The sequence below is a fragment of the Roseibium salinum genome, from assembly GCF_026240905.1.
Taxonomy (GTDB): Bacteria; Pseudomonadota; Alphaproteobacteria; order Rhizobiales; family Stappiaceae; genus Roseibium; species Roseibium salinum.
In genome coordinates this window covers 1,487,577-1,505,852 of sequence record NZ_JAPEVI010000003.1, presented here as the reverse complement: position 1 = coordinate 1,505,852, position 18,276 = coordinate 1,487,577, and the positions used below count along the sequence as shown (strand labels likewise).

At 60.5% G+C, this 18,276-nt stretch carries 15 protein-coding genes; 7 read left to right on the top strand and 8 right to left on the bottom strand.

The window, feature by feature from the left end; genetic code table 11:
- Positions 1-2 precede the first annotated feature (2 nt).
- The 4 genes from ON753_RS11495 to ON753_RS11480 form a co-directional block, all read right to left on the bottom strand.
- Positions 3-1,982: an autotransporter assembly complex protein TamA gene (locus ON753_RS11495; protein ID WP_323054724.1), complete on the bottom strand. Its 1,980-nt coding sequence runs from the start codon at positions 1,980-1,982 to the stop codon at positions 3-5.
- 250 nt (positions 1,983-2,232) lie between these two features.
- On the bottom strand, positions 2,233-3,144 hold the full coding sequence (folD, locus tag ON753_RS11490; protein ID WP_265962653.1) for a bifunctional methylenetetrahydrofolate dehydrogenase/methenyltetrahydrofolate cyclohydrolase FolD: 912 nt from the start codon (positions 3,142-3,144) through the stop codon (positions 2,233-2,235).
- Between the two features lie 255 nt (positions 3,145-3,399).
- Complete coding sequence (locus ON753_RS11485; RefSeq protein ID WP_265962652.1) at positions 3,400-4,584, bottom strand: AGE family epimerase/isomerase; 1,185 nt, start codon at positions 4,582-4,584, stop codon at positions 3,400-3,402.
- A gap of 217 nt (positions 4,585-4,801) precedes the next feature.
- Positions 4,802-6,340 carry a trimethylamine methyltransferase family protein gene (locus tag ON753_RS11480; protein ID WP_265962651.1) on the bottom strand — a complete coding sequence of 513 codons (1,539 nt, stop codon included), beginning with the start codon at positions 6,338-6,340 and terminating at the stop codon, positions 4,802-4,804.
- 231 nt (positions 6,341-6,571) lie between these two features.
- Between ON753_RS11480 and bmt the strand changes: the two genes are divergently transcribed.
- The 4 genes from bmt (at position 6,572) to rpsI (ending at position 9,343) form a co-directional block, all read left to right on the top strand.
- Positions 6,572-7,594: a betaine--homocysteine S-methyltransferase gene (gene bmt / locus ON753_RS11475; protein WP_265962650.1), complete on the top strand. Its 1,023-nt coding sequence runs from the start codon at positions 6,572-6,574 to the stop codon at positions 7,592-7,594.
- 124 nt (positions 7,595-7,718) lie between these two features.
- The gene (locus tag ON753_RS11470; protein WP_265962649.1) at positions 7,719-8,144 is read left to right on the top strand and encodes a PaaI family thioesterase; all 426 of its coding nucleotides are present in this window, start codon (positions 7,719-7,721) and stop codon (positions 8,142-8,144) included.
- A gap of 252 nt (positions 8,145-8,396) precedes the next feature.
- A complete protein-coding gene (gene rplM, locus ON753_RS11465) occupies positions 8,397-8,864 on the top strand; it encodes a 50S ribosomal protein L13 (protein ID WP_265962648.1) in 468 nt (155 codons plus the stop codon).
- Positions 8,865-8,866: 2 nt separating this feature from the next.
- A complete protein-coding gene (gene rpsI, locus ON753_RS11460; protein ID WP_265962647.1) occupies positions 8,867-9,343 on the top strand; it encodes a 30S ribosomal protein S9 in 477 nt (158 codons plus the stop codon).
- Between the two features lie 207 nt (positions 9,344-9,550).
- On the opposite strand, the gene ON753_RS11455 is transcribed toward rpsI, so the two are convergent.
- Positions 9,551-9,982, bottom strand: coding sequence for a helix-turn-helix domain-containing protein (locus ON753_RS11455; RefSeq protein WP_265962646.1), 432 nt, complete (start codon positions 9,980-9,982; stop codon positions 9,551-9,553).
- Positions 9,983-10,050: 68 nt separating this feature from the next.
- Here ON753_RS11455 and ON753_RS11450 point away from each other — a divergent pair, with 68 nt between their 5' ends.
- Complete coding sequence (locus ON753_RS11450) at positions 10,051-11,271, top strand: MFS transporter (RefSeq protein WP_265962645.1); 1,221 nt, start codon at positions 10,051-10,053, stop codon at positions 11,269-11,271.
- A gap of 18 nt (positions 11,272-11,289) precedes the next feature.
- Here ON753_RS11450 and guaD read toward each other — a convergent pair whose 3' ends face one another.
- Together guaD and ON753_RS11440 are read right to left on the bottom strand one after the other, a co-directional pair.
- Positions 11,290-12,603 (bottom strand): guanine deaminase, encoded by a 1,314-nt coding sequence (guaD, locus tag ON753_RS11445; protein WP_265962644.1) that lies wholly within the window; start codon positions 12,601-12,603, stop codon positions 11,290-11,292.
- A 157-nt stretch (positions 12,604-12,760) separates the two neighbouring features.
- A complete protein-coding gene (locus ON753_RS11440) occupies positions 12,761-13,675 on the bottom strand; it encodes a cation diffusion facilitator family transporter (RefSeq protein WP_265962643.1) in 915 nt (304 codons plus the stop codon).
- A 273-nt stretch (positions 13,676-13,948) separates the two neighbouring features.
- On the opposite strand from ON753_RS11440, the gene speB reads away from it, so the two are divergent.
- A complete protein-coding gene (gene speB / locus ON753_RS11435; protein WP_265962642.1) occupies positions 13,949-14,947 on the top strand; it encodes an agmatinase in 999 nt (332 codons plus the stop codon).
- Between the two features lie 23 nt (positions 14,948-14,970).
- On the opposite strand, the gene ON753_RS11430 is transcribed toward speB, so the two are convergent.
- Positions 14,971-15,516 (bottom strand): DUF6653 family protein, encoded by a 546-nt coding sequence (locus ON753_RS11430; RefSeq protein WP_265962641.1) that lies wholly within the window; start codon positions 15,514-15,516, stop codon positions 14,971-14,973.
- A 441-nt stretch (positions 15,517-15,957) separates the two neighbouring features.
- Between ON753_RS11430 and ON753_RS11425 the strand changes: the two genes are divergently transcribed.
- Positions 15,958-18,216: a sensor domain-containing protein gene (locus tag ON753_RS11425; protein ID WP_265962640.1), complete on the top strand. Its 2,259-nt coding sequence runs from the start codon at positions 15,958-15,960 to the stop codon at positions 18,214-18,216.
- The last annotated feature ends 60 nt before the right edge of the window (positions 18,217-18,276 follow it).

Here is an 18,276-nt window from a genome sequence, read left to right as displayed (position 1 = left end):
CGTTAAAACGCCTGGCTCAGACCGACATAGAGGGCGAAATCCGGGTCATCCTGTTCCGGATCCAACGGTATGGCCGCATCGATCCGAAGCGGCCCTATCGGCGTAAAGTAGCGCACGCCCGCGCCCACGCCTATCTTCAGGCCCTCCGAAAAGTCGGGAAAACTGTCTTCGTAGGCGTTTCCGGCGTCTACAAAACCCACGATTCCGATGGTTTCCGTCATCTTCACGCGCACTTCGCCCGACAGTTCGATGAGCGAGCGGCCACCGGTCACTTCGCCGTTCACACGCGGCCCGACATTGCGGTAGGCGTAGCCGCGGATCGATCCTCCGCCGCCGGCGATATAGCGGCGGCTGGCGGGAACAGCCTCGACGGAAGGGGCGTAGATGGTACCCGCGGAGGCCTTTCCGGCCAGTATGAAGCGTTTCGCCTCGTCCAGCGCATAATAGCTGGAAACCGTGCCTTTCACGAAACCCATCGCGTTGGAGTTAAACGTGTCATAGACCGGTTCGGCGGAAAGCGCGGCGAAGACGCCTTTGGAGGGATTGAGAAGATCATCCCGGTTGTCGAAGGTGAGGAGCGTCGGCAGGCCGACGAGCAGATAGTCTTCCTCGCCGAAGGCATCTTCTTCGTTGGCGTAATAGACTTCTGCCCCGGCGCGCCCCTTGAGCTGCTCCGTGAACTCCCGGTTCAAATAGGCGTCATAGGTGATCGAACGGCTCTTGTAGGCCTCGGGATGTTCCTGCTTGGCCTGGAGACTGGTCGAGAAACTGGTCAGCGGGCCGAAAACGCCGGGCTTTTCAAACGCAATCCGGCCGGAATACTCGAGATCGGTCAGGCTCTGGTTGCCGATCCGTCCGACGGCACCCTCGATGGACAGAAGTTCGCCGCGGCCGAACAGGTTTCTGCGGCGCCAATAGGATTCGACACCGAACCCTTCCGTGCTGGACCAGGTCGCACCCGCACCGATCACATTGCGCTTGCGCTCGGTAACCTCGATCGTGATCGGCATGGTGCCGTCCGGGTCTTCGATCCCACCTTCGATGATCCGGACGGATGAGAAGATGCCGAGATCGTTCAACCGCCGGCGGGCCCGCGCCAGATCTTCGGGAGAATAGATCTCTCCTTGCGGCAGCATTGCCTGCCGGACGACGAACTCCGGATCGGTGACTTCCATTCCCTGGACGGATACCGCCCCGAATCTGGCTTGCGGACCGGCTTCCGCAACGATTGTAACCGCCAGCGTGTTGGTGCTGTGGTCGGCGGTTATCTGCCGCTCCGCAATATTCGCCTTCGGAAAGCCGCGTCCCCGAAGAACGTTCACCATGCGCTGTTCCGCGGTCCGGATCTTGTCCGCTTCCGCCGTGTCTCCGCCCGACAGACCCCAAAGGGAAGGATCCGTGGACAGCTCGCTGCCCTTGGCGGAGATCGACACATCCCGGAATGTGAACACCGGTCCGGGGTTGATCAGAATGGAGACCTTGACGGGCCGCCCGTCCGGCAGGCCGCTGCGCTCCAGTACGCTTTCGAGCGGGATACCGGCGAGGGCGATATCGACCGTTCCACCATAGCGTCCGTCGGCATAAAGCTGCGCAATCAGCCGTTCCCGGTCCGAGAGCGCGCGTGCAACCAGTCCGGCCTCACCGGAAGGCGGCTTCTTCTGCTCGCGCACCAGCAACGAGGCCGCGCTCAATTCCTTGGAAAGATCGTCGTCGTCACCCGACACCGAAAGCTCGGCCTCATAGGGGAGCGGGTCGGGAACCGGGTCGACATCCTCGGAAGAACCGAACGGGTTCCAGCCGAAAATTTCGAAGGAATGGGCAGGCAGGGCGGTGACGGCCAGAACCATGCAAACGAGACCGGCGGGAATCAGCAGCCTGGCAACGCCAAACGCACCGGGCGCCGAGAAGGCAACCGGTGTATGAACGGCGTATTCAAACGCACCCGGACGCGCGCCGGGTTTGCAGGACGGAAGACCCTTCACTTACAGCCGCCTGACGGATTGGCACGGCCGAATGGCATCAGCGATTTCTGATACAAGTCGACCGAACTGCACTTGCAGTCCCTACGCTACGCACGTTAGGTCACCATGGTTAAGGTAATCGAAACACGGTAGACCATGGCCGCCGACCCGGCGCAAGTGCGGGGCGGCAACATCGTGTTGACTTGCTTGAGACCTGAGCCCCGGCTTTTCGATGACGGTCGGAATGTTGGCAGTGCTGCGCCGCCAAGCGTCAAAACAGAGGTTCTTCTTCCGCAAGACCGAGCAGCCGGCGTGCGGCGGTCAGCGTGTTGGCCATGAGCATGGCAATGGTCATGGGGCCGACGCCGCCGGGAACCGGCGTGATGGCGCCGGCATGCTCGACGGCCTCGCTGAATGCCACGTCGCCGACCAGCCGCGACTTGTCTTCGCCCAGTTCGGGGGCCGGAATGCGGTTGATGCCCACGTCGATCACCGTGGCGCCAGGCTTGATCCAGTCGCCCCTGATCATCTCCGGCCGCCCGACGGCGGCAACGACGATGTCCGCCCCGCGCACCACATCGGGTAGATCTCTTGTCCGACTGTGGGCGATGGTCACGGTGCAGCTTTCCTGAAGCAGCAGGCTCGCCATCGGTTTGCCGACGATGTTCGACCGGCCCACCACGACGGCGTTCTTTCCGGACAGCGTGTCCCCCAGCGTGCGCTTGAGGAGAACGAGGCTGCCGGCGGGCGTGCAGGGAACAAGGGCACTTTCGCGTTCGCCGGTGGTCAGAAGGCCCACATTGACCGGGTGGAAGCCGTCGACATCCTTTTCCGGACGGATCAGGCGAAGGACCTTGCCTTCGTCAATATGGCCGGGCAGGGGAAGCTGCACGAGAATGCCGTGGATATCCGGATCGTTGTTGAGCTGCTCGACAAGGGCAAGCACCTCTTCCTCGCTGGTTTCAGTGGGCAGCGTATGCTTGAGCGAATGAAAGCCACAGGCCTCGGCCGCGCGGTCCTTGTTGCGCACATAGACCTGGCTTGCCGGATCCTCGCCGACAAGAACGACAGCCAGCCCGGGACGCTTGCCGCTGGTTTCCAGCAATTTGGCTGCACGGCGGGTGATTTCATCGCGCACGGAACTTGCGATGGCCTTACCATCAATGATTTGAGCCTTGGGCATACCGGTTCCCTGTTGCTTTACGAGTCCAATCCGAATTCGCGACCAGCTATAGAATGCCACGCCCCGATAAAAAAGGCGGTTTGCGTCTTATCCTGCTCTGGTTTCGCCATCAAAACGGCGACGAGCAGGGAGGAAAAGTCCGCAGGTCGATTCATGTGCATCGGCCACACGCATTGACGCTGCTGCCCGCAGCCGTTTTGGCGTCCGTCGGATCTCTCCAGAGAGACCAGTGCGTTCAATCTCGTGGGCCATATCCTAGAGAGTACGCGCAAAGGCGTTCAGGTCGGAGATGGCGCAGACGATATGATAGAGCGAGCTGGCGGGCGCCGGTTCGTCGATGAATGATCCGTCCGGGCGGAGCTTGTCGCGCCACAAACCATCCGGCACATCCTCGAAATAGAGCTGAAGGGCACGAACGGCGTCGGGAATGTCGGACAGATAGGCTTCCTGTTCCGCGCCGATCGAGATCTGCGCCAGGGCGACCGCCGCCTTTATCCATTCGGTCTGTCCCCACAGCCGGGCGACCGGATCGCGCACGGTGAAGTCCTCGTTCAGTGCCATGAACGCCGCGCCGCGGCTTTCGTCGATACCATAGGTCCAGCCGATGTCATATAGGCGCCGGGCGGCGACCAGGGCGCCGGCATCGCCACGGGACCGGCCCCACCTTGTCAGCAGCCATGCCCACTCGAATTGATGGCCGGGCTCCATGACACGTCCCTTTTCGCCGGGCATCGGTGACCAGTCCAGGTCGAAGAACTCCCGCAGGCCGCCATTCACCGGATCGATGAACCGCGTCAGCGCAAGCTCAGCGATTTCGTCCGATAGCTCTTGCCAGGCCGGGTCGTCGGACACCTCTTCCCAGGCAAGACAGGCCTCGAAAAGGTGCATGTGCGGATTCGAGCAGAGCGGCGCCTTGTCCGGGTTGGCCTCCCGGAAGCCGCCCTCCGGATGGCGGTAGTTGTCGAACAGATGGTTCACGAGATTTGCGGCCTGGTCGACGGCCGCGATTCGGCACTCTGGAACATGCGCCGCGATCTGGGCGAAGGCGAACAATGCGAAGGCCTGATTGTAGAGATCGAACGAGCGATCCGTGATCCGGTTGTCCATATCCACCGCGGCGGCAAAATAGCCGTCGTCGGTGAGGAACCTGTCCACGTGCCAGTCGAAAAGCCCTTTGGCCAGGTCCCTTGCCGGCCCGCCCCAGCCGAGGTTGGCGCCCTCCAGGAAGGAATAGATCTGGCGGGGAACGACGCGGGCGCGGCGCGGGGAGGTGATCGCCTTGGTATCGTCCAGGCTTATCGCCTCGTAACACTCACCCGCCTTGTGGTTTGCACCCACCGTCGACCACACCGGAAGGGCCTTTTCCAGCAGCCAGGTCGTTAGTTCGTCGGAGAGTTGCATCACGGTCTTGATGTCGGCGGTCTGGTCTGTGGCGGTCATCGGGTACCTCGTCCTGACCCTCGGGTCCGTTGAGAATGATGGCTTGGTGGCGGGATAACCCGTCAAGTCATTGCAGCCAAGATCGTTCCAGAATGTCGAAAGTGCAACCGTCCTCTGGCGCTGCCAGCCAGGCGCAACAGCGTGCCTGAAAGCAGAAACGCCCTGGCGGAGCAGGGCGTTTCGCACATTGTTTGTCGTCTTTCCGCCCTGGACGGCTTCAGATGTTGCTGTCCGGGAAAGATGCCTTCCGCTCCTGCATGAAGGCCTGCAGGGCTTCATCGATGCCCGGATCGAGTTCCGGTCCCGTATAGCCCCTGAGCAGCTCCTTCCAGCGTACATTCGCGCGCCGGGCGGCATCCTGCTGTCCGTCCGCCAGCCATTGCTCATACGAGTTGTTGTCCGCGATCGAGGACCGGTAGAAGGCGCTTTCGAAGTTGCGCTGCGTGTGGGAGGCGCCCAGGAAGTGACCGCCTGGGCCCACTTCCTTCAAGGCATCCATGGCCAGCGTTTCTTCGTTAACCTCGATGCCCTGCGCCAGGACATGCATCATGCCCAGCTGGTCCGCATCCATGACGAACTTCTCGTAGGAAGAACACAGGCCGCCTTCCAGCCAGCCGGCCGAGTGGAGGGCAAAGTTCACGCCGGACTGAACGGTGGCAAGAATGGTCTGGGCCGACTCCTGCGCCGATTGCGCGTCCGGAACCTTGGACGCGGTGAAAGATCCGCCCGAGCGGAAGGGCAGTTTGAGCCGCCGCGCTAGCTTTGCCGCGCCGTTCAGGAGGAGAGAGCCTTCCGGGCTGCCGAATGTGGGAGCTCCGGACTGCATGGAAATGGAGCTGACGAAGGCGCCGAAAACCACGGGCGCACCCGGGCGGATCAGCTGCGTGAGGGCACATCCGGCCATGGCTTCGGCAAGGATCTGCGACAGCGTTCCGGCAACCGTCACCGGGCTCATTGCACCGGCCAGGATGAAGGGGGAGACGATGCAGGCCTGATTGTGGCGGGCATAGACCTTCAGCGCACCAAGCATGGTCGAATCGAACACCAGCGGTGAGTTGGCGTTGATCAACTGGATCATGACGCAGTTCTGGTCGACGAAGTCTTCGCCGAACGTGATCTGAGCCATCTTCACGGAATCTTCGGCCCGCTCCGGCGCGGTGACCGAGCCCATGAACGGCTTGTCGGAATACTTGATGTGCGAGTAGACCATGTCGAAATGGCGCTTGTTCACCGGCTGGTCCACCGGTTCGCAAACGGTGCCTCCCGAATGGTGCATCCAGGGCGACATGTAGGCCAGTTTCACGAAATTGCGGAAATCCTCGATGGTGCCGTAGCGACGGCCCTGATCGAGATCCGTGACGAAGGGAGGTCCGTAAACCGGTGCAAACACCAGGTTGTTGCCGCCGATCTCGACATTCCGCGCCGGATTGCGGGCATGCTGGGTGAACTGCGAAGGGGCGGTTTTGAGGATTTCCTGAAGCATGCCTTTGGGAAAGCGCACGCGCTCGCCGTCAATTTCCGCGCCCGCGGCCTTCCAGATGCCTATGACTTCAGGATCTTCGCGGAATTCGAGGCCGATTTCCGCCAGAATCCGCTCGGCGTTCGCTTCGATCTGCTCCGCGCCTTCATCGCTGAGCACGTCATAGAGCGGAATATTTCTGGAAATGTAGGGGACAGCCTGCCCGCCTGGTCCGGATTGCCTGCGTTCCCGGCGGGCATTTCTTCCACGGCGGCCTGATTGGGCGGCGTCTGACATATTGGGCTCCCAAGGTGGTATTTTGTTTAGCGTAGAATTGACCAGATGGTTTGCAAGTCCGCTCTGGATACGTCGCGCAGTACCTTAAATGCGTCATGTGGCTTTGTTGAGTGGTCCTATCGGGAAAATCGTTGACTTTGCAATTGCGAGTATGGAGCAAATGACGGCGTGTCTGCTATTGCAGGGCGCGGCCGAACGGGCCACGAGTAAAAAACGACGAAGGGTTGTTGCATGTCCAAGCTGGAAGATCTTCTGGCCCGCAAGGGAGCGCTCCTGGCCGATGGGGCAACGGGAACGAATCTCTTCGATATGGGTCTCGTTTCAGGCGACGCGCCGGAGCTTTGGAACGTTGAAGAACCGGAAAAAATCAAGGCCCTGCACCAGTCCTTCGTCGATGCCGGCGCCGACATCATCCTAACCAACACGTTCGGCTGCAACCGGCACCGGCTGAAACTCCACAACGCCCAAGACCGCGTGAGCGAATTGAACATCGCCGCGGTCAGGCTTGCCCGGGAAGTCGCCGACTGTGTGGATCGCGACGTCCTTATCGGCGGTTCCATCGGGCCGACCGGTGAGCTCTTCCAGCCCCTGGGCGCGCTCAGCTACGAAGATGCTGTTGCAGCCTTCAGGGAACAGATGGAGGCCCTGGTCGAAGGCGGTGTCGACATTCTGTGGGTCGAAACCATGTCGGCTGTCGAGGAAATGAAGGCCGCCGCGGAAGCGGCAAAGGGCCTCGATGTGCCGCTGGTGATTACTGCCAGCTTCGATACGGCGGGCAAGACCATGATGGGTCTTGCGCCAAAGGGGCTGGGGGATCTTCAGTCACAGTTTGCCTGCAGGCCGGTTGCTATCGGTTCCAACTGCGGCGTCGGCGCATCCGACCTGCTGGCCGCGATCATGGATATTACCGAAGCCCATCCCGACGCGATCGTCGTCGCCAAGGCCAATTGCGGCATTCCGCAGATCAGGGGCGACGAGGTCGTCTACACCGGCACGCCGGACCTGATGGCGAAATACACCCATATCGCTCTTGATGCCGGCGCCAGGATCATCGGCGGCTGCTGCGGCACCTCGCCGGTTCACCTGACGGCCATGCGTGAGGCACTCGACACGCACCACGCCGGCAGGCGGCCGACGCTTGACGAAGTGATAACGGACATCGGGCCCTTGGTGTCGCCGCCCAACAGGGAAGCGGATGCCGCACGTGCGGAGGGAGACGGCGCAGGCCGCCGCCGCGGGCGCAGGCGGAGTTAGACCGACGCACTGAGACACACTGAGGCACTCTGGCAGCGCATGGGCCTTGCATCCTCCGCGTTTTGACGTTTACGTAAGACAAGGCCGGAAAACGGCGTTTGTGGAACGGTATGGGGGAGGCGCAATGCAGCCGGTCATGACTGCTGGGGAAATCATGGAGATGCTGGACAGGGAATTCCCGCAGATCCATGCCGGAGGCAAGGTATATTCCATCAGCAGCGTATCGCCTGGTGAAGCCGTTGTGCGTCTGACGGCGAGCGAGTTGCATTTGCGGCCGGGGGGAACGGTATCCGGACCGTCGATGATGGCACTGGCGGACTTGGCAGCCTATGTGGTGATCCTGGCTCACATCGGTCCGGTCGCGCTGGCGGTCACCACCAATTTGAACATCAACTTCCTGCGCAAGCCCGGGCCGGGCGATCTGCTTTGCACCTGCCGTCTGCTGAAGCTCGGCAAGCGCCTTGCGGTCGTTGACTGTGCCATCGCGGGGGAGCGAGACGAGGACCTGGTGGCCCATGCAACGGCGACCTATTCCGTCCCGCCGCGATAGTTTTCTCGGCTTTCGGGCCGGGAAGACATCGAGGATTGACGGATTTGGCAGCTGAATCATGAGGTAATATGATACCGTTTTTTCAACTAATTGATTTTTAACAGGAAATTTAATCGATGCTGCAAAGATCGCTCTTGACGGTGTTTTGGCCGCGGCGTATAAGCTCACCCGAACGTATTCAAGGTCCGTTCGCTGGCTCAAGTTCAAGCCGCGCGGGCCTTTCTCTTTAACTGACCAGTACGGATCAAACTCATGAAGACCTTCTCTGCCAAGCCGGCTGAGGTCGAGAAAAAGTGGATCTTGATCGACGCAGAAGGCATGGTCGTCGGCCGCTTGGCCGCTTTCATCGCCAGTCACCTGCGCGGCAAGCATCTGCCGACCTTTACGCCTCACGTTGATACCGGTGACAACATCATCGTCATCAATGCTGACAAGGTTGTGCTCACCGGCCGCAAATACGACAACAAGAAGTACTACTGGCACACCGGCCACCCGGGCGGCATCAAGGAGCGCACCGCGCGTGCGATCCTGGAAGGCCGTTTCCCGGAACGTGTCCTGGAAAAAGCCGTGCAACGCATGATGCCGGGCGGCCCGCTGTCCAACAAGCAGCTGAAGAACCTCAAGGTTTACGCTGGTCCGAACCATCCGCATGAAGCTCAGTCGCCGGTCACCGTCGACGTGAAGGGCCTCAATCCCAAGAATGACGGCAAGAGGGCTTAACAATGGCTGAGCTGCAATCCCTGGAAGAACTGGGCGGCGCGGTCGAAACCGCAGCCCCCGAAGCTCCGGTCCATGTCCAGAAACTGGACTCCCAGGGCCGGGCCTACGCAACCGGAAAACGTAAGGACGCGGTTGCCCGCGTGTGGATCAAGCCGGGCACCGGCAAGATCGTCGTCAACAAGAAGGACTACACCGAGTATTTCGCTCGTCCGGTTCTTCAGATGATTCTTCGTCAGCCGGTCATGCTGACCAATCGTACCGGCCAGTATGACATCATCGCAACCGTCACCGGTGGCGGCCTGTCCGGTCAGGCCGGTGCCGTGCGTCATGGCGTGTCCAAGGCTCTGACCTACTATGAGCCGGAACTGCGCGCAGTTCTGAAGAAGAACGGCTTCCTGACCCGTGATAGCCGCGTTGTCGAACGTAAGAAGTTCGGTAAGCGCAAGGCCCGCCGGTCGTTCCAGTTCTCCAAGCGTTAATCGCTGGATCTGGTTTGAGACAAGACCCGCCGGAGCGATCCGGCGGGTTTTTTGTTTGACCCGGCTTCTTCAATTTCCATGGGCAGTTTGGCCGATTCCACACTCCATGTCGCGTCGAGCAAGTGGAATAGGGAGCAGGCCCGGTTCGGCGCTGGCGCTCGACCGCTGATCCTCTCCGACACGCCGGAACTGCGGCTATTCAGCCAATCATGCGACGCCTGGTACTGGTCGCCGTGAGCGGTCGCGTTTCCTCTTGCCGCTCAGTCGGATCAACTGCTGAAACTTTGGACATTCCATGTGAGAAGGTGCAGGGCATTCCGCGACGTGGCGGATCATGTCGCGCAGGGCTGACAGGCGCTCGATCTGCCGGTCCAGATCACCCGCCTTGCCGTGCAGCATCGGGCGGGAAAGGGCAGGGCGCCCGTCCGGTCCGAACATGCTTCCAATCTCGTCCAGTGAAAATCCGGCGGATCTTCCAAGCGTTATGAGCGCCAATTGATCCAGAACCTCCGGGCCGAAAAGACGCTTCAGGCCCCTGCGCCCGATCGACGTGATCAGCCCTTTTTCCTCGTAGTACCGGATGGCTGATGCCGCAATGCCGGTTTGCTTCGAGATTTCGGAAATATCCAGAAATTTCATCTATTGACCTAAAGTCGACTTTAAGTAGTAGCCTGGCCTTCCGTACTCCAAAAGGCAAGGAAAATAATGTGTCCGCCACCAAATCAAATCGGCAGCGTCCGCTCTGGCTGGACGTGGCCGCCATCGGGCTGCTGATGACCGCAACGCTTAAAATCATGGCAAACGCCACCATCAGCCCGGCGCTTCCAGCCCTGGAGGCAAGCTTTTCGGGAGACCCCGGGGCCGCCACGCTGACGCGGTTCCTGGTTTCCGCGCCATCGCTGTCGGTCGTCCTGATCGCCCCATTTGCCGGCATGGCCGCCGATCGCATCGGGCGAGGGCCGATGCTGTTGGCGGGCGTGCTGCTGTTTGTGCTGTCCGGAACCGCCGGGGCATATCTGCCGGATCTCTATTCGATCCTGATCAGCCGCTTGCTGCTTGGCGTTGCCGTCGCCATGACCATGACGGCCCAGGTGGCTCTGGTGGGAGACATGTTTGCAGGGGCCCGGCGCAGTGCCTTCATGGGCTGGCAGACCGCGGCGATCAATTTCAGCGGCTTTCTCTTCATCGGACTGGCCGGATACCTGGCGGGCGTCTCGCCGCGATTGCCGTTCCTGATCTACGCCTTTCCGGTGCTTCTGCTGCCGATGCTCGTTCTGATCCTGCAAGGCGAGCGGCGCGCCGCGGCCGCACTGCCACAAGCAGATTTGCAGGACGCTCCGCTCTCGGCGCGCCACTGGGTGAAGCCTGCGGCCCTCGTTGGGGGCCTGACCATGGTCACCGTCATGCTGTTCTTTCTCATGCCCAGCCAATTGCCGTTCTACCTGGATCAAAACGGCTTCGACAGCGCTTCCGCCACCGCCATCGGGTTGGGCGCGCTGACGCTGACAGCCGGCTTCGTCGCGATGACGTTCCGGCGGTTCAGCGAGCGCCTTGGCCTGGCAGCAACCTTCGCCCTGGGGTTCCTGCTGATGTGCGGCGGTTTCGCGGCTTTGGCGTTTGAGGCAAGCTGGGGCTTCATCCTGATAGGCGCGGCGCTGGTCGGCGCCGGCTATGCACTGGTTCAGCCCGCGTTTCTGCTGCTTGCTCTGCAGATCGCACCCGCGGACCGCCGCGGCAGTGTTTCGGGGATCGTGGCGACGTCCATGTTCCTGGGGCAGGTGGTATCACCGCTTGTGCTGACACCCCTCATCCAGGCATTCGGCTTTGCCGCCGTCTACCTGGGAACGGCCCTGGCGCTGCTTTTCCTCGCGGCAGCTTCGATCGCGCCTGCTCTGGTGCGCCAGTACAGGCAGGGCGAAGCGGGGTAATAGGTGACCCGAGGGCCGTTATCCTGGAGCGGGCTTCCGCTTTTCCCCAGCGGCATAGGCCTCGACGACGGCCCGATCGTCGCCGAGCGTCTGAAGGACAAAAAGCTCTTCGGAAAGCGACTCGACCGTTTCCATGCGCAGCGCCATCGGCGGGGTTGCCCGGGCGTCCAGCACGATCAGATCGGCATCGGTGCCGGGTTCAAGGGTGCCGATCCTGTCCGCCAGGGAGAGCGCTTTGGCATTGCCGAGCGTGATCCAGTAGAAACTGATGAGCGGATGCATGCGCTGGCGCTGGAGTTGCAGGATCTTGTAGCCCTCGTCCAGCGTGCGCAGCATCGAATAGTTGGTGCCGCCGCCCACATCCGTTGCGATCGCCGTCCTGATGCCGGCGGCCTCCAGACCCTTCTTGTCATAGAGACCGCTGCCGAGGAACAGGTTGGATGTCGGGCAGAAGACGGCGACGGAACCGGTCTCCTGCATGACGGAGAGCTCGCGTGCGTTCATGTGGATGCAGTGGCCGAGCAGCGTTTTGGCCCCGAGCAGGCCAAAGCCTTCATAGACCCCGAGATAGTCCGCCGCCTCCGGAAAGAGTTCCCTGGTAAAGGCGATCTCGTTGTGGTTCTCGTTGATATGGGTCTGCAGATGGCAGTGCGGATACGCCTTCAATAGGGTTCCTGCCGCCTCGAGCTGTCCCGGCGATGATGTAATGGCAAAGCGCGGCGTGATGACGTAATGCGCCCGCCCTCGGCCATGCCACTTTTCCAGAAGCGCCTTGCTGTCATCGTAAGAGCTTTGCGCGGTGTCGCACAGACCTGCGGGCGCGTTGCGGTCCATCATGGTCTTGCCGCCAAGCATCAGCATGCCGCGCGCTTCCGCTTCTTCGAAATAGGCGTCGACCGAATTGGGATGGCTCGAACAGTAGGCGGACGCAGTCGTCGTGCCATGGGAGAGCAGGGCGTCGTAGAAAGCCCGTGCAATGCGTTTTCCGTGCGCCTTGTCGGCAAACTTCATTTCCGCAGGAAACGTGTAGTCGTTCAGCCAGTCGAGAAGCTGATCGGCCCAGGACGCGATCACCTCCGCCTGCGGAAAATGGATATGCGTGTCGATAAAGCCAGGCAGGATCAGATGCGGCCGGTGATCGATGACTTCCACGTCGTCCGGTGCGGATTTCTCGATTCCGGAGAACGGCCCCCTGGCTGCGATTGTTCCGCCCTCAATCAGCAGCGCACCGTCTTCTTCGTAGGAATAGCTGGCGGTGTCGTCCGGTCCTAGAGGGGCATAGTGGAATGTGAGCAGCCTGCCGCGCAGGATTTTCGTTCTCTGATCTGCCACGGAATGAAGTCCTTGCTGCGGTCGTTTGCGAGCCGATTGATGGCTGGCGGGTTTTATACCAGTTGCCGGGTTCTGTAACCCTCCTGATCGCGATCGGACTTGCGGGAGGTCGCGCCCAAAGCGCTTTCCCCCGGCTATCCTGCTCGAACTGTGAAAGTCACTCCGCGGGCTGCCGGGTCGTCATTTCAATGGTCACGTGGCCGATGCCATGCACGTCCTTGAGCCGCTTGCGCATGTTCTCCAGGACGGCATCGGACTGGTCCTCGCTGTCGACAGCGGCATGCATGGTGGCGTTCACCTTGCCCTCGGCGAGTAACCAGAGATGGACGTGATAGACATCCAGAAGGCCCGGAATTTCGGACATCAGGTCTGCTTTCAGTGCGTTCCTGTCGATGTCCTGCGGAGCTCCTTCCAGCAGGATATGAGCCGACTGGCGAATGATCGAGATTGCGGAGCGGGCAATCAGCAGCGCGACGAAAACCGACAGGATGGGATCGATCGGATACCAGTTGGTGAAATAGATGACGATGGCCGCAGCGATTGCCGCCACCGAGCCGAGAAGATCCCCCAGAACATGCAGCATGGCGGATCGAATGTTGAGCGACTCGCCGCCGCCGCGCCGCAGCATCAGGAAGGCCCCGATATTGACAAGCAGACCCAGCACCGCAATGACGAACATCGGTCCGGAATGCACGGTTTCCGGCTCCAGAAACCGGCCGGCCGCCTCGACACAGATCCAGATGGTCACGACAAGCAGGAAGATGGCGTTCGCAAAGGCGATCAGGACAGGCAGCCGGTCGCGGCCGTAGGTCAGGCGCGCATCAGCCGGTTTCCTGGCCTGCTGAAAGGCCCACCACGCGAGACCGAGGGAAGCGGCGTCCGTCACCATGTGAACGGCATCCGCCATAAGCGCCAGGGAGCCTGCCAGCCATCCGCCGATCAGCTCGACAAACATGAACCCGGCAATCAGCAGTCCCGCCCGGGCGACGGCGCGCGCATTCTCGTCCGTCACCTCGGGCGTGTGGTCATGGCCGTGGTCGTGAGAGTGATTGTGCTGCCCGGTCTGTTTCATGAGCGATGAGCTTCCCTGTTGCGGCGCTGCGGTCACGGCCGCAAAGTCTGTCGTTGCTGGGCCTGTGTTCTGGACGGTGTCAACTCCGTAGCTTAGGTGGTTGGTCGCCGGTGACAAGTGAGGGCGAAGAAATCCGCAGGCTTGCTATGGCTTGGCAGGAACACGGGGCGGCTGATAAAACCGGAACCAATGTGACGGTGGTTGCGTAACTGGGGCGAGACCTGAGCGCCGCTTTCCGGGCACACACACCACCATTGAGCCAGGAATAACGTCATGTCAGCAGATCTGCCGCGCCCGACCGACAACGCCTTTCTGGGAAAATCCATAAAAGGTGGCTCACATGAACCGACATACGGCGGAGCCCTGTCCTTCATGCGCCGGCGCTACAGCCGCGACCTCAACGGGATCGATATGGCGATCTGGGGCATTCCCTTCGATGCCTCCGTCTCCAACCGTCCGGGCGCCCGGTTCGGCCCGCAAGGTGTCCGGCGGGCCTCCGCGATCTTTGACGGCGACCCGCAATACCCGTTCCACAGGGATCCGTTCGAGGTGCTCGCCTGTGTGGACTACGGCGACTGCGTCTTCGACTACGGCCGTAATTCGGACGTTCCGGGCCTCATCGAGGGCCAGGCGGCCGAAATCCTGGCCAGCGACGTGCACCTTTTTTCCATAGGCGGCGACCATTTCGTCACCTATGCGCTGCTGAGAGCTCATGTGGCAAAACACGGACCGGTGGCCCTGGTTCAATTCGACGCCCATCAGGACACCTGGCACGATCAGGGAGACCGGATCGACCACGGCACCTTCACCGGCCGCGCGGTTCGGGAAGGGTTGATCGACCCGGAAAGATCCATCCAGATCGGCATTCGCACACATGCCCCGGAAACCTGCGGCCTCGACATCATCTACGGCCAAGAAATGGATGAACTGGGCATCAAGGGCGTCATCGACAGGGTCGTGAGGCGGGTCGGCGAGGGGCCGGCCTATATGACCTTCGACATCGACTGCCTGGACCCCGCATTCGCACCCGGCACGGGGACACCGGTGGCCGGCGGGCTGTCGTCCCGGGAAGCGCTTTCCATTCTGCGCGGACTGGGCGGGATCGACTTTGTCGGTGGCGACGTGGTCGAAGTGGCCCCGGCTTATGACCACGCCGACGTCACGTCGATTGCCGGAGCAAGCGTCGCCATGACCTATATCGGTCTGCTGGCCGAAAAACGGGCGGCGGTGAGCCTGCGGGATCAGGTCGCGCTGACGGGTCCTACGGTGTAGGGACAGGGATAGGGATAGGGAACCTAAGCTCGCTTGCGTGCGGATCCGGCGGGCTTGTTGTCGTTGGCCGTGCGTGCCGTCCAGAACCGGTAAAGCGGATCCTTGTCCTGCATGACCCGATAGAGCTGAATGAGCGTCTGATAGCTGACGCTCTGTGCGGTATACGCAACCAGAAGGCCCGTTGCCGAGAGGAGGGGTAAAGCCGTAAGTGCGCCAAGGAGCGCGGCAAGGTTTCCGGTCCAGATCACCAGATAAAGCACGATCAGGCGGTGGTTGATCTGGGGCGGAATTGGAATGGCCAGTCTGTTCAGCCAGATCCGTTCTCCGAATCCGACGAGTGTAGCCCAGCCGTTCCGGTGCGCAGATGCCACGGGAAGCCGGGAAATCGACACAAGGACAAGCACTGCTGCCATGGTCACCAGGACCGAACCGGTTACACCGAGCCAGATATGCGTCCACAGGGCTGCCGTAAGCAGGCCTGGCGCAATAAGCCTTGTGTAAGTTGCTGCGGGTTTTGTCGGTTTGCCGGCACCACCGCTTGCAAACAACAGGCGCGTGTTGGCACCCAAGGCACCTTTCTGCCTTGAAATCGTTCTTTGTACCAAATGTGGCTGAGCGTTTTGCATGTTCGGACCCGGGCCGGCGGACGTGTACTATCTTACCCGGCTATCAGGTGACTTGGCAAATGTCTTCGCCTGTCCTTTGGACATATTCAACTAGGCACAATTGACGAGGAAAAAGTCGGTCAGAAAAGAAATACAGCTGTAAAAACTTCAAATACAAAGAAAAATTGAATAAAGATTTCTTGATAAGAGGTTTTTAGTAAGCTGCCATCGGCAGAAGATACGTAGTCCGATGTTATTGTCGTTGTGTTTATGCTTTCTTAGCTAGAATGCCGCGAAGATACTCATAATCCTAAGCGCGTCGCATCTGTCGTATTGGATCAATGCATGGTTTTGAGTTGGAGCAGGAATTTAGAGGATCTTATCGCGCCGGAAGACGGGACATCTTTGGCCTCAGAACTTGACCGGCTGAATGACCTCGCGCAGCTCCGCGCGGGTGACGAGCTTTGTCTCACCGGTGACTGGCTGCAAACACTCGTCGACGAGGTCTCTGACTACATTTTTGTCAAGGATCGCAATTCGAGGTTTGTCATGGCAAACCGGCAGGTCGCGATCGATATGGGTCTTGACGATTTCTCCGAGTTGCTCGGCAAGTCCGACCTGGAACTGCACCCACAGGAAGTCAGCGCTGGTTTTATCTCGGTCGAGGCGGAGGTCATGACGACGGGCGTGGCGAAGATCGACCTGGAGGAGTTCGTGATCTTGCCGAACGGCAAGAGAAAATGGTTTTCGTCATCCAAATTCCCGGTCACGAATGGCAACAACGAGATTGTCGGTCTCGTCGGGATCTGCCGCGATATCACCGAGCGCAAGAGAGCCGAAATGCTCCAGCAGGGCCATAACAGGGTCCTGCAGGAAATCGCCAGCGGGCTGCCGCTCCTTGATGTTCTGAATACGCTTGTTCTGACGATTGAAAGTCAGATGGATGGCGTAATGGGATCGGTCATGCTCACTGACCAAAGCGGCACCCATCTCCTGTCAAGCGTCGCGCCCAATCTGCCGGCAGAATACATGGCGCTGATCGATGGTGTTCCGGTCGGCCCGAAAGTAGGATCCTGCGGGACCGCCGTGCATACACGCTCATGCGTTTTCGTTGACGATATCCTTACCCACGAGCTCTGGGCGGATTACCGCGAAGTCGTCAAGCAGTTCGACATGCGCTCCTGCTGGTCTGTTCCGTTTTTCAGCAAGGACTCCAGAGTGCTGGGGACATTCGGGCTCTATTCAAAGGAGGTCCGTCACCCGACCGAGCATGAGCACAAGCTGGCCACCGAGGCAGCCCGCCTTGCATCAATCGCGGTAGAAAGGGACCTTGCAGAAGGCAGGATCCGCTATCTCGCCCACCATGATGTTCTGACCGGACTGCCCAACCGGCACGAGTTTGAACGGAAACTGGACGAGAAGGTCGAAGACAGCAAAATAACCGGTGTGCCGCTGGCCGTCGTCTTCGTCGATGTCGACAATTTCAAGTTCGTCAACGACAGTTTCGGCCACGCGACGGGCGACCAGGTGCTCAGCATTATCGCGGAGCGGATCAAGTCGGTGGACGGAGGTGCGCATGAGGCTATCCGCTTCGGCGGCGACGAGTTCGTTCTGATCATCGAAGGCGGCTCGGATCTGAGTGGCACGCTGGAGAATGTGATGGTCAGTCTCCGGGACGAAATCACCAGGACGATCAACATCGGCGATTTGTCCTTTCACGTGACGTGCAGCATCGGGGCGGCCTGCTATCCGGCGGATGCGGAAGACGCTGCGGAACTTTTGAAAAACGCCGACACGGCAATGTTCGAGGCCAAGTCGTCAGGCCGCGACGGGTACAAGATCTACCAGCAGATCAGGCCGGTGAAATCGGTCAACAAGCTGACGATCATCGAGGAAATGCGGAACGGCATCGAGACGGGTGAGTTCATTCTCGATTACCAGCCGCAATACGATCTCGCCAGCGGCCGGATTGTCGGCGCGGAAGCGCTGGTCAGATGGCAGCATCCCCAGCTGGGGCGGTTGATGCCGGGCGAATTCATCGCCTTGGCGGAAGAAAGCGGATTGATCGTTCCATTGGGACGCTGGGTGCTGCGGGAAGCCTGCCGGCAGAACAGGGCCTGGCAGGATGCCGGGCGCAATCCGATCACGATAAGCGTGAATGTTTCCGCCCGCCAATTCCGGGACGCAGCCCTGATTTCGGACGTGTGTGCGGCCCTGGAAGATACTGGCATGGCGGCTGAGTTCCTGGAACTTGAACTGACGGAAAGCCTGCTGGTGCAAAACAGGGAGCAGGCGGTCGAGCTTATGGATGCCTTCCGCCGCATCGGGATAAAGCTTGCCATTGACGATTTCGGTACCGGCTATTCAAGTCTTGCAGCCCTCAAGAATTTCCCGCTGACCCGATTGAAGATCGACCGGAGCTTTGTGCGCGATCTTCACGTTGATGAAAGCGACCGCAGCATTGCCCGGGCGATCATTTCGCTCGGACGGGAACTCGGGCTCAACGTGGTGGCCGAAGGCGTGGAGACGCCGGAACAACAGGCATTCCTTGCCAGTTGCCGCTGCGACACCGTGCAAGGCTATCAGTTCGGTTACCCGATGGACGCCGATACGTTCGGCGAACTGCCCGGCATGTCGCGAAAGCCGCTGGACGTGCGCTATTAAGCGCGGGTCTGTCTCGTAGCGGCTTGTACCCGCTCAACGGTCTATGCCTTTTGCCGTCCG